7 protein-coding genes are annotated in these 12,077 nt (G+C 67.4%); 1 reads left to right on the top strand and 6 read right to left on the bottom strand.

The features are described 5' to 3' along the window. The first annotated feature begins 8 nt into the window (after window positions 1-8). Complete coding sequence (gene nadC, locus D4Q52_RS02280) at window positions 9-884, top strand: carboxylating nicotinate-nucleotide diphosphorylase (protein WP_119854929.1); 876 nt, start codon at window positions 9-11, stop codon at window positions 882-884. Between the two features lie 182 nt (window positions 885-1,066). On the opposite strand, the gene D4Q52_RS02275 is transcribed toward nadC, so the two are convergent. The 6 genes from D4Q52_RS02275 to ppdK all read right to left on the bottom strand — a co-directional run bounded on the left by D4Q52_RS02275 (window position 1,067) and on the right by ppdK (window position 11,989). Further along, a complete protein-coding gene (locus D4Q52_RS02275) occupies window positions 1,067-2,455 on the bottom strand; it encodes a cell wall hydrolase (protein WP_119854928.1) in 1,389 nt (462 codons plus the stop codon). A gap of 354 nt (window positions 2,456-2,809) precedes the next feature. Then, a complete protein-coding gene (locus D4Q52_RS02270) occupies window positions 2,810-5,953 on the bottom strand; it encodes an efflux RND transporter permease subunit (RefSeq protein WP_119854927.1) in 3,144 nt (1,047 codons plus the stop codon). Beyond that, window positions 5,950-7,356, bottom strand: coding sequence for an efflux RND transporter periplasmic adaptor subunit (locus tag D4Q52_RS02265; protein ID WP_119854926.1), 1,407 nt, complete (start codon window positions 7,354-7,356; stop codon window positions 5,950-5,952). The genes D4Q52_RS02270 and D4Q52_RS02265 overlap by 4 nt, the downstream gene beginning before the upstream one ends. Then, complete coding sequence (locus tag D4Q52_RS02260; protein ID WP_119854925.1) at window positions 7,353-7,757, bottom strand: FixH family protein; 405 nt, start codon at window positions 7,755-7,757, stop codon at window positions 7,353-7,355. Before D4Q52_RS02260 ends, D4Q52_RS02265 begins: the two co-directional genes overlap by 4 nt. A gap of 97 nt (window positions 7,758-7,854) precedes the next feature. Next, window positions 7,855-8,301 (bottom strand): hypothetical protein, encoded by a 447-nt coding sequence (locus D4Q52_RS02255; protein ID WP_119854924.1) that lies wholly within the window; start codon window positions 8,299-8,301, stop codon window positions 7,855-7,857. Between the two features lie 679 nt (window positions 8,302-8,980). After that, on the bottom strand, window positions 8,981-11,989 hold the full coding sequence (gene ppdK, locus D4Q52_RS02250; RefSeq protein WP_182915205.1) for a pyruvate, phosphate dikinase: 3,009 nt from the start codon (window positions 11,987-11,989) through the stop codon (window positions 8,981-8,983). Window positions 11,990-12,077: the final 88 nt, after the last annotated feature.

The raw sequence follows: 12,077 nt of genomic DNA, 5'->3' as shown, positions 1-12,077 counted from the left end.
CAGCCTTCATGACACCCACCGCCTTGCTGCATCCCGACGCGTTCCTGTCGCCGCTCGCCATCGCCGATGCGGTGCGCCGCGCGCTCGACGAGGACCTCGGCCGCGCCGGCGACATCACCTCGCTCGCGACCATTCCCGAGGCGACGCAGGCGCACGCCATCATGGTGGCGCGGCAGGCAGGCGTGATCGCCGGCCTGCCGCTGGCGATCGAAGCGCTCAATCAGCTGTCGGCCGACATTCATATCGCGGCGCATGTCCGCGATGGCGATGCGGTGGCGGCCGGCGTGCATCTGTTGACGCTGTCGGGCCCCGCGCGGGCGATCCTCACGGCCGAGCGCACCGCGCTGAATTTCGTCGGCCGGCTGTCCGGCATCGCGACGCTGACGGCCGACTATGTCCGCCACACCGCCGGCACCAAGCTGCGGGTGTGCTGCACGCGCAAGACCACGCCGGGCCTGCGCGCGCTGGAGAAATACGCGGTGCGCTGCGGCGGCGGCTTCAACCATCGCTTCGGGCTGGATGATGCGGTGCTGATCAAGGACAACCATATCGCCGTCGCCGGCGGCATCCGCGCGGTGCTGCAAGCCGCGCGGGCGAAGATCGGCCATCTGGTCAAGGTCGAGATCGAGGTCGATACACTGAATCAGTTGCAGGAGGTGCTGGACACCGGCCTCGCCGACGTCGTGCTGCTCGACAACATGGATCTGGAAACGCTGCGGCACGCCGTGGCAATGAGCGCCGGCCGCGTCGTGCTGGAAGCTTCCGGCGGCGTCACCCTGCAATCGATCCGCGCCATCGCCGCCACCGGCGTCGACTACGTCTCCTCCGGCGCCCTGACGCATTCGGCACCGAACTTCGACGTGGCACTGGACATCGACGCGTAGTCGCTCACCTCTCCCGCTTGCGGGAGAGGTCGACGCGCGTAGCGCGGCGGGTGAGGGCCCTCCCCTCCGCGAGTCGCTGAGTCACTGCCTGGGGCGCCCTCACCCCAGCCCTCTCCCGCAAGCGGGAGAGGGAGCGCGCTGCCGCTGCCGCTGTTCAGTGCTTTCGGCGTCGTCGCGGGCGATTAGTTCTTCGCGTTGATCTCTGCCGAGCTCTTCGCGGCTTCGGTGAGTTCTTCGGAGATGGCGGCGGTCTGGGCGGGGTCGCCCCAGCTGGGGGCGTCGCTGCCGTCGCCCCAGTTGCGCGGGCGATAGAAGGTGTGCACGCCGGTCTTGTACATCTTCTTCATCTCGTGGACCCAGGACGGCCGCACCCAGTAAGCGTGATAGTGCGTCGACTTGGCGACTTCCGGCAGCCACAGCTTGCCGTCCAGCATCGCCGCGGCGATGCGCCGGGCGCGGTCCCACATTTCCGGCTCGCGCACCACGTCGGCGACGCGGTCGCAGGCGAAGGTGAACTGGCAGGCATAGCGGCGGTGCTTGTTCTGATACACCACGCCGCAGACATTGCTCGGATAGAAGCCGGAGAAGGCGCGGTTGAGCACAACCTGGGCCACCGCGATCTGACCGCGCACCTTCTCGCCGCGCGACTCGAAGTACACGGCTTCGGCGAGGCACTTCTCGTGCTTGGCGCGCAGCTTCGGCTCGGTCAGGCCGAGCCGCTCGGCCGGGGTGCGGACGTGGTGATCGACATTGACCTCGCCCTTGCCGGCGATGGTCTCGCCGGGGGCGTCCGGATCGAGCGAAGCCGACGGCAGCGGCGATTTCATGTCCGACTCGCCGCCCGGCGTGACGATCATCGGCTCTTCGCCGGGCTGCCATTGCTCGAGCGTCTCCTCCAGGCCGCCGAGCGAGCCGGTGCCGAAGAACAGACTCGAGGTCTTGACGGTGAACGGATCGCGCGACGGCGCTCCGGGCGTGACGACGCCCTCCGCGGCCTTGTCGTGCGACGGGTCGAGCTCATTGCCGTATTGCGGCAACGGCTCGGAGGTCAGCGCTTCGGCGAGTTCGGGATCGAGCGGCGCGGCGCCGGGCGCCTGCGCGGCCATCTTGGCGCCGGCGACGTTCGGCGCGTTGATGTCGGCGGGCTCTGACGTGCTGTCCGCCGGCACATCCTGGCCCGGCTTGAAGATCGCCAGCCGATCGCCCTTCAGGGTGCGATCCACCGCGGGGAAGTCGGAGGCTTGGTATGGCGTCGGCGGCTGCAGCAGGCGATTGCGGCTCAGCGCGCCGCCCAACCCGGACCTGCCGTCCACACTCGCGAGCTGATAGGTCGAGCCCTGCGGCGCCCAAGTGCCGATCGGGCGGCCGAACGAAAACGTCGCGACCTGAACCGATCCGACCGACGAGGCGAACACGCGCTTCTGCCAGCGTTCGGTCACGCCCGGCTGGCGCACCAGCAGCGACGCGATGTCCTGATAGCCGATTTCGGTCGGCATCCCCGCGAAGACGCAGAGGCCGAGACCGAAGGACACAATCCGTGCGCCCTTCGGCCGGTTACGCATGACTGTCATCGGTACGCTCACGCAACGCTTACTCAGATCCGTTGTCGTTTCGGACAAGTTGATCGTTCCTAGTGATATCCAATTAAAGTTGCTCGCGAGTTAATCACCGATGCGCGCAAGACACAGGCAAGCAGCCCTCGTGATCGACCGAGCGCGATCGAACAGCCTGGTAAACGAGGGCTTTCGGAAAAACGTAAACGGACCGTCAACGATGCGGCGATTGACGGTGGCATCTTCACATCACCCCAACCGCCGTCATGGCCGGGCTTGTCCCGGCCATCCACGCCTTTCTGCATCGCTAACGCCGCAAGGCGTGGATGCCCGGCACAAGGCCGGGCATGACGCGTTGAGAGGCGGAGGCAACTAACTGGCGGCAGCTTTTGCGGCCGGCATGGTCCGCCGCAGTGCCACGCCCTTCACCAGCGCGTAGATCGCCGGGATCACGATCAGGGTCAGCAGCGTCGACGACACCATGCCGCCGATCATCGGCACGGCGATGCGCTGCATGATTTCGGAGCCGGTGCCGGTGCTCCACAGGATCGGCAGCAGGCCGGCCATGATCGCCACCACGGTCATCACCTTCGGCCGCACCCGCTCGACCGCGCCGTGCTTGATCGCCTCCGTGAGATCGGCGCGGTCGATCGCCCTGCCCTCCGCGGCGCGGCGGGCGCGGACATCCTCCAGCGCGTGCTCGAGATAGATCAGCATCACCACGCCGGTTTCGGCGGCGACGCCGGCGAGCGCAATGAAGCCGACCACCACGGCGACCGAGAGATTGAAGCCGAGCGCCCACATCAGCCAGATGCCGCCGACCAACGCAAACGGCAGCGACAGCATCACGATCAACGTATCGGCCACCGAGCGGAAGTTGAGATACAGCAGCAGGAAGATGATCAGCAGCGTCACCGGCACCACGATCTTGAGCCGCGCCGCGGCGCGTTCGAGATATTCGTATTGGCCGCTCCAGACGAGGTAAGCGCCGGGCGGGAACGCGACGCTGGCCTTCACGGTGTCGCGTGCCTCGGTGACGTAGCCGCCAAGATCGCGATCGCGGATGTCGATGTAGATATAGACCGCGAGCTGGCCATTCTCGGTGCGAATGGACGTGGGCCCACGCGCCGGCGTGATACTCGCGACTTCGCCGAGCGGCACCGCGCCGCCCGCCGGCATCGGCACCAGCACCTCGCTGGCGATCGTCTGCGGGCTGTCGCGCAGATCGCGCGGATAGCGCATGTTGACGCCGAAGCGCTGGCGGCCCTCCACCGTGGTGGTGACGGTCTGGCCGCCGAGCGCGGTCGCGATCACGTCCTGCACGTCCTGGATCGACAAGCCGTAGCGCGCCATCGCGGTGCGGTCCGGCGTGATCTCCAGATAGTAACCGCCGAGCGCGCGCTCCGCATAGGCCGAGGATGTGCCCGGCACTTTCTTCAGCACCTGCTCGATCTGCTTGGCGAGTTTTTCGATCTCGCCCAGATCCGTGCCGATCACCTTGATGCCGAGCGGGGTGCGGATGCCGGTCGACAGCATGTCGATGCGCGACTTGATCGGCATCGTCCAGGCGTTGGAGACGCCGGGGAATTGTAGCGCGCGGTCCATCTCGGCGGTGAGGCTCTCCAGCGTCACGCCGGCGCGCCACTCCGCCTTGGGCTTGAGATTGATGATGGTCTCGAACATCTCGGACGGCGCCGGATCGGTCGCGGTCGCGGCGCGGCCGGCTTTGCCGTACACTGAGGCGACTTCCGGGAACGAGCGGATGATGCGGTCCTGGGTCTGCAGCAGCTCCGCCGCCTTGGTGATCGAAATGCCCGGCAGCGTCGTCGGCATATACAGCAGCGTGCCCTCGTTGAGGTTCGGCATGAACTCGGTGCCGAGCTGCCGTGCCGGCCAGATCGTGACGGCAAGGATCGCCACCGCGGCAAGGATCACCACCAGCTTGGCTTTGAGCACCGCGTCGATCACCGGGCGATAGATCGCGATCAGTACGCGGTTGATCGGGTTCTTGTGCTCGGGGACGATGCGGCCGCGGACGAAGATCACCATCAGGGCCGGCACCAGCGTCACCGACAGCAGCGCCGCCGCCGCCATCGCGAAGGTCTTGGTGAAGGCCAGCGGGCTGAACAGCCGCCCCTCCTGCGACTCCAGCGTGAAGATCGGCATGAACGACACGGTGATGATCAGCAGGCTGAAGAACAGCGCCGGGCCGACTTCGGCCGCGGCCTCGATCAGCACCTCGACGCGCGGTCGCTCCGGCGGTGCGCGCTCCAAATGCTTGTGGGCGTTCTCGATCATCACGATCGCCGCGTCGATCATGGCGCCGATCGCGATCGCAATGCCGCCGAGGCTCATGATATTGGCGCCGATGCCGAGCAGCTTCATCGCGCCGAATGCAATCAGGATGCCGACCGGCAGCATGATGATCGCCACCAGCGCGCTGCGCACATGCAGCAGGAACACGATGCACACCAGCGCCACCACGATGCTTTCTTCGACCAGCGTGCTCTTCAGCGTCGCGATCGCCGCGTCGATCAGTTGGGAGCGATCGTAGACCGGGACGATCTCGACCGACTTGGGAAGGCTCGAGGCGATCTCGGCGAAGCGCTTCTTGACGGCGTCGATGACGTCGCGGGCGTTGACGCCGAAGCGTTGCAGCACGATGCCGCTGGCGACCTCGCCCTCGCCGTTCAGTTCAGTGAGACCGCGCCGCTCGTCGGGGCCGAGTTCGACGCGGGCGACGTCGCGCAGCAGCACCGGCGTGCCGCCGGCGACCTTCAGCACGATATTGCCGAGATCGTTGATGCTCTTGAGATAGCCCTTGCCGCGGATGACGTATTCGAACTCCGATAGCTCGACGGTGCGACCGCCGACGTCGGCATTGCTGGCGCGGATGGCGTCGCGAATCTTCGGCATGGTGATGCCGAGGTCGCGCATCCGCTGCGGGTCGAGCACGACGTTGTACTGCCGGACGAAGCCGCCGACGCTGGCGACCTCGGCGACGCCTTCGGCACGGGCCAGCGCGAATTTCAGATTCCAGTCCTGGATGGCGCGGGTGTCGGCGAGGTTCAGCTCCTTCGACATCACCGCGTATTGATACACCCAGCCGACACCGGTGGCGTCCGGCCCAATTGTCGGCGTCACGCCGCTCGGCAGCCGCGACGCCGCGCCGTTGAGAAACTCCAGCACGCGCGAGCGCGCCCAATAAATGTCAGTGCCGTCCTCGAAGATCACATACACGAACGACACGCCGAAGAACGAGAAGCCGCGCACCACTTTGGAGCGCGGCACGGTGAGCATCGCGGTGGTCAGCGGATAAGTGACCTGATCCTCGATCACCTGCGGCGCCTGCCCCGGATAGTCGGTGTAGACGATCACTTGCGTATCGGAGAGATCCGGGATCGCATCGAGCGGCAGGTGCTTCAGCGCATAGATTCCGGCCGCAGCCGCGAAGCCGGCGCCGAACAGCACCAGCAACAGATTGCGCGCCGACCAGGTAATCAGACGGGCAATCATGGCTGCGCTCCGTCGGCCGAGAAGGTCTTGAGCGCCGCGTTGAGATTGCTCTCGGCGTCGATCAGGAAGTTGGCGGACGTCACCACCGCCTCGCCCTCGCTGAGCCCGTCGCGGATCTCGACCGCGCCGCTGCCGCGCTGGCCGGTGTGCACCTCGCGCGGCTCGTAGCGGCCGTCGCCTCTGTCGACGAACACGACTTTCTTACTGCCCGAATCCAGCACCGCGCTGTCCGGCACCGCCAGCACCAGCGCCGCGCTGCCCGCGTCGATCTCGGCGTCGACATACATCTCCGGCAGCAGCGCCAGATCCGGATTGTCGAGTTCGATCCGCACCCGCGCGGTGCGCGCCTCCTTGTTGAGCTGCGGATAGATCAGCTTGACCTCGCCATGGAAGACGCGGCCCGGGAACGAGCGCGCGCGGATCATCACCATCTGGCCGGGCGTCACCGCGCCGAGGTCGCGCTCGGCGATCTCGATCGTCGCCCATAGCTTGGAGATGTCGGCGATGCGGAACAGCACGTCGCCGGGCTGCGCCCGCATGCCTTCGATCGCGCTGCGCTCCAGCACCACGCCGTCGCGCGGCGCCTGCCATTCGATTGTCACCGGCGCGGCGCCGGCCTTCTCCATTGCGGCGATCGCCGCCTCCGGCACGTCGAGATTGATCAGGCGTTGGCGCGAGCCGCGGCCGAATTGCGGCACGCTGCTGGTGGTCCTGGAGCCGATCGTCGAGACGTAGTCGGCCGCGGCCGACGCGATTGCCGAGCTGTAGATCTGCATCAACGGCTGGCCCTTGCGCACGCGGCTGCCGGTGGTGACGTCGGCGACGCTCTGCACAAAACTCTCCGCCCGCATCGCGATCACCGAGACGCGGCGCTCGTCGAGCTGGATGACGCCGGGCGCTCGGATCACCACGCGCAGTTGCCGGCGCGTCGCCGGTTCGGACCTGACGCCGCTGCGCTGGATCTTGCCGGGCGACAACTTCACGCCGCCGTCGTCACCGTCCTCGCCCTCGTAGACCGGGATGTAGTCCATCCCCATCGAGTCCTTCTTCGGCACCGGCGAGGTGTCGGCGAGCCCCATCGGGTTGCGATAGAACTTGGCCTTGCGGGTCGTCGACACCGGCGGCGGCGGCGGCATCTGCGGCGCGTCGTCGTCGAAGTTGACATCCGCGCCGGCTGGCACCGGCCGGAAGTCGCGGCCGTCGGCGGTCTTGCGCGGCGTCAGCGAATACGCCGGCTTGCCGTCGGGGTCCTGGTAATAGATCGGCTCGTCGCTGCTCTGCTGCGCCGAAGCCGGCACGATCAGCGACGTCGAAAGATGCAGGTGCTCGCGCACACCCGGCAGGCCGCCCACCGCCACCGCAATCACTGCGGTGGCGGCGGCCGCGAGGCCGATGCGGCTCACTTGTTGGCCGTGATGACCAGCTTGCCTTCGACCGTGCCGGTCTCGCCCTGCACCTTTGCGCCGAGCGACAGCAGCCAGCGGCCTTCCATGCCGAACGCCGCCTTGAACCGGTAGGTGCCAGGCTCGCCGCCCGGCTCGCGCACGATCTTGGTGGCCATCTCGGCCATGCCATCCGGCGCCATGTCGAGCCGCATCGCAAAGATCACCGCGTCCGGCACCGGCTTGCCGGTGACCTTGTTGATGAGCTGCACGGTGACGAGCTTGTCGCGGCCGACCGAGACGGTCGGCTGCGCGAGGCGGAATTCGTAGTCCTTGATGTCGGCGAAGGAGGGCGTGGCAAAGCCGAGCACGGCAGTGCCGACGAGCGCGGCCCGCAGGGCGCGCGAAAATGCGGTCTTCATGTGAGGCAACCTCTGATCAGGGAGTCTGGCCGCGGAAGCGGCAGCAATCGCGCCGCGCGACGTCAGTCACGCGACGATGCGCGGCGCTGGGCGCCGCTCAGACCAGCGATCGAGGTGGATATTCGGGCGGCGGATGGCCCAGGCCGTCGCGGGCGAAGTCAGCGCTCGCGAGGGCGGTGCCGTTGGTCCGAATGGGCAGCGGGACGGCGATCCCTCCCGGCATGCCGGTGAGGAAGCTGGCCGAGCAGCCCGCCATCGACAGACACTTGCCGCAATCGGCCGGCGCTTTCGGCGCCTCGGTCGGACAGCACGGCATCTCGGCAATTTCGTCGAAGCCGGCCGCGGACATCGCGTCCGTCGCGGCGGTCGCATCGTGGCCGGCCATGGCGTGATCCGCCATGCTGTGATCCGCCGACGCCTGCACCGACATGCCATGCGTCACCATCGGCGCGCCAGCCATCGCAGGCCGCGCCAATGGCGCCAGCACGAGGCCGGCAACCATCACGGCCGCGAGCAGCCGGCGTATGGCGAGGAACAGGGTCACGGCCCAAAGGATCGCATATTTCGCGGCAGTGCGGAAGATGCGGGGACGACCGGAGGGCGGCGACTCAGTCTAGGCATTTCGGCCGAGCACCGCCTCTCCCCGTCATTGCGAGGAGCGCCGCGACGAAGCAATCCAGCCACTGCGCGCGGCGCTGGATTGCTTCGCTTCGCTCGCAATGACGGGGAGGGTCATCGTGGTCAGGGGAGAGGACGTGCAATGATGGGGAAGCTGGGAGCCCGCCAGTTGCATCTGCCCCCCGCCCCACCCGGCGTCATTCCGGGGCGCGCGCCCTTAGCGCGCGAACCCGGAATCCCGAAGTTTTGGAGGCGCCGGCGTCGCAGAACCCATCGAGATTCCGGGTTCGCTCGCTGCGCGAGCGCCCCGGAATGACGTGCTTGGGGCGAGGCAAGCGCGAAAGTGTGCGTCGTTATTCCATGCATCCCCCACCCCCGCGGTCATCGCCCGGCTGGACCGGGCGACCAACCTCACCCCGTCATTGCGAGCGAAGCGAAGCAATCCAGCGCTGTGCACTGCGCTGGATTGCTTCGTCGCTGCGCTCCTCGCAATGACGGGGTGAGGCGGTGTGCGCAATGATCGGCACTCATGCCGTCCAGAATGCGAACGGCCGGGCGTGGGCCCGGCCGTTGGCGTTCGTTGCTAGTGCTAGCTGCCGTCGCTCTTACGCCTGACTGGCGATTGCCTTGCCCAGCGCCGCCTGCGCAGCAGCGAGCCGCGCGATTGGCACGCGGTAGGGCGAGCAGGAGACGTAGTTGAGGCCGACCTCGTGGCAGAACGCGACCGAGGCCGGGTCGCCGCCGTGTTCGCCGCAGATGCCTAGCTTGAGGTCGGGGCGGGTCTTGCGGCCGCGTTCGACGCCGATCTTGACCAGTTCGCCGACGCCGTCGCGGTCCACCGAGACGAACGGGTCGACCGCGAAGATGCCCTTCTCGATATAGGTGCCGAGGAAGCTGGCGGCGTCGTCGCGGCTGATGCCGAAGGTGGTCTGGGTCAGGTCGTTGGTGCCGAACGAGAAGAATTCGGCGCTCTCGGCGACGTCGCCGGCCATCAGGCAGGCGCGCGGCAGCTCGATCATGGTGCCGACCTGATACTTCAGCTTGGCGCCGGTCTCGCGGTTGACCGCATGCGCGGTGGCGTCGATGCGGGCCTTGACCAGATCGAACTCGGCGCGTGTCGCGATCAGCGGCACCATCACTTCGAGACCGACCTGCTCGCCGGTGCGCTTCTCGGCCTCGACCGCGGCCTCGAAGATGGCGCGGGCCTGCATCTCGGCGATCTCCGGGTAGGCGATCGCCAGGCGGCAGCCGCGGAAGCCGAGCATCGGGTTGAACTCGGCGAGGTCGCGGGCGCGATCGGCCAGCCGCCGCGGATCGGCGTTCATCGCGCGGGCGACTTCCTCGATCTCGGCGTGACTGTGCGGCAGGAACTCGTGCAGCGGCGGATCGAGCAGCCGGATGGTGACCGGCAGGCCCTTCATGATCTCGAACAGCTCGACGAAGTCGGCACGCTGCATCGGCAGCAGCTTGGCGAGCGCGGCGCGGCGCGCCTGCTCGTCTTCGGCCAGAATCATCTCGCGCACGGTGCGGATGCGGGTCTCTTCGAAGAACATGTGCTCGGTGCGGCACAGGCCGATGCCTTCGGCGCCGAACTTGATGGCGGTGCGGGCGTCGACCGGGGTGTCGACGTTGACGCGAACCTTGAGGGCGCGGACGTCGTCGGCCCAGCTCATCAGCGTGTTGAAGTCGCCCGACAGCTCCGGCTCGATCATCGGCATGCGGCCGGCCAGCACCTGGCCGATCGCACCGTCGATGGTGATGATGTCGCCGGTCTTGAAGGTGCGGTTGCCGACCGTCATGGTGCCGCGGCCGTAATCGACGCGGATCGAGCCGCAGCCCGACACGCAGGGCTTGCCCATGCCGCGCGCCACCACGGCGGCGTGCGAGGTCATGCCGCCGCGGGTGGTGAGGATGCCTTCCGAGGCGTGCATGCCGTGGATGTCTTCGGGGCTGGTCTCGATCCGGACCAGAATGACCTTGCGGCCGTCGGCCTGCAACTTGGCGGCCTCGTCCGACGAGAATACGATCTCGCCCGAGGCGGCGCCCGGCGACGCCGGCAGGCCGGTGGCGATGACGTCGCGCTTGGCCTGCGGGTCGATGGTCGGGTGCAGCAACTGGTCGAGGGAGCCGGGCTCGATCCGGGTCACCGCGTCCTGCTTGCTGATCAGGCCCTCATGGGCGAGCTCGACGGCGATGCGCAGCGCCGCCTTGGCGGTGCGCTTGCCGCCGCGGGTCTGCAGCATCCACAGCTTGCCCTGCTCGACCGTGAACTCCATGTCCTGCATGTCACGGTAGTGCTTTTCCAGCAGCGTGTAGATCCGCGTCAGCTCCTGATAGGCGTCCGGCATCGCCACTTCCATCGACGGCTTGTCGGAGCCGGATTCGAGGCGGGCGTGCTCGGTGATGTCCTGCGGGGTGCGGATGCCGGCGACGACGTCCTCGCCCTGGGCGTTGATCAGGAATTCGCCGTATAGCCGGCTCTCGCCGGTCGAGGGATTGCGGGTGAAAGCGACGCCGGTCGCCGAGGTCTCACCCATGTTGCCGAACACCATCGCCTGGACGTTGACGGCAGTGCCCCATGACTCCGGAATGTCGTGCAGGCGCCGATAGGTCATCGCGCGCGCGTTCATCCACGACGAGAACACCGCGCCGATCGCGCCCCACAGCTGGTCGTTCGGATCCTGCGGGAAGTCCGAACCGGTCTCGCGCGCCACCGCTTCCTTGTACTGGCCGACCAGCTGCTCCCAATCGTCGGAGTCGAGGTCGGTGTCGAGCGTGTAGCCCTTGGCGTCCTTGTAGCTGTCGAGAATTTCTTCGAAGTGGTGGTGATCGAAACCGAGCACCACGTCCGAATACATCGTGATGAAACGGCGATAGCTGTCATAGGCGAATCGCCGGTCGCCCGACTTGCTCGCCAGCGCCTCGACGGTCTCGTCGTTGAGGCCGAGGTTGAGGACGGTGTCCATCATGCCCGGCATCGACGCGCGGGCGCCGGAGCGGACCGACACCAGCAGCGGATTCGCCGGATCGCCGAACTTCTTGCCGGTGAGCTTGCCGACGTGCTCGAGCGCGCGCTCGACCTGGGCCTTCAGCTCCTTCGGATAGGTTTTGTCGTTGGCGTAGAAATAGGTGCAGACCGAGGTCGGAATCGTGAAGCCGGGCGGCACCGGCAGGCCGAGATTGGCCATCTCGGCCAGATTGGCGCCCTTGCCGCCGAGCAGATTGCGCATCTCCGAGCGGCCTTCGGCCTTGCCGTCGCCGAAGGTGTAGACCCACTTGCCGGCCTTCGGCGCGGAGGCGGCAGTCGCGGCCTTGGTCACCGGCGCTTTGACGGTCGACGTCCTGGCTGTCGAAGTTTTGGCAGAGGCCTTGCCGGCCGGCTTCGTCACCGGCTTGCCACGCGCGACGCTCTTCGCCGCGGCTTTGGCCACCGGCTTGGCGACCTTCCCGGCCTTCGGCGCAGCCTTCGCAGCAACCTTGGAGGCTGGTTTGGCAGCCGGCTTGCCGCGCAAGGTCGCCGCCCTGGCGGCGGAGGGCTTCGCGGCTGAAGACTTCGCCGCCGAAGATTTGGTTTTGGCGGCGGTCTTCGTGGTCTTGGAAGCGGCTTTGGCCATGGCTGTCAACGGTCCGCAAGAGGAGTGGGATTTTGGCCGCTATACACCACGTTTCGGCAGATGCAAGCAAGGCGGCCAGCCCATGGCC

Source organism: Rhodopseudomonas palustris (assembly GCF_003591005.1).
In the GTDB taxonomy this organism is placed as follows: domain Bacteria; phylum Pseudomonadota; class Alphaproteobacteria; order Rhizobiales; family Xanthobacteraceae; genus Rhodopseudomonas; species Rhodopseudomonas palustris_K.
The sequence above is the reverse complement of the archived record's forward strand: the minus strand, read 5'-3'. Positions and strand labels throughout refer to the sequence as shown.

Excerpts from the sequence above, each read along its gene's own strand:
- nadC (WP_119854929.1), top strand. The coding sequence starts at position 9 with ATGACACCCACCGCCTTGCTGCATCCCGACGCGTTCCTGTCGCCGCTC.
- D4Q52_RS02275 (WP_119854928.1), bottom strand. The coding sequence starts at position 2,455 with ATGACAGTCATGCGTAACCGGCCGAAGGGCGCACGGATTGTGTCCTTC.
- D4Q52_RS02270 (WP_119854927.1), bottom strand. The coding sequence starts at position 5,953 with ATGATTGCCCGTCTGATTACCTGGTCGGCGCGCAATCTGTTGCTGGTG.
- D4Q52_RS02260 (WP_119854925.1), bottom strand. The coding sequence starts at position 7,757 with ATGAAGACCGCATTTTCGCGCGCCCTGCGGGCCGCGCTCGTCGGCACT.
- ppdK (WP_182915205.1), bottom strand. The coding sequence starts at position 11,989 with ATGGCCAAAGCCGCTTCCAAGACCACGAAGACCGCCGCCAAAACCAAA.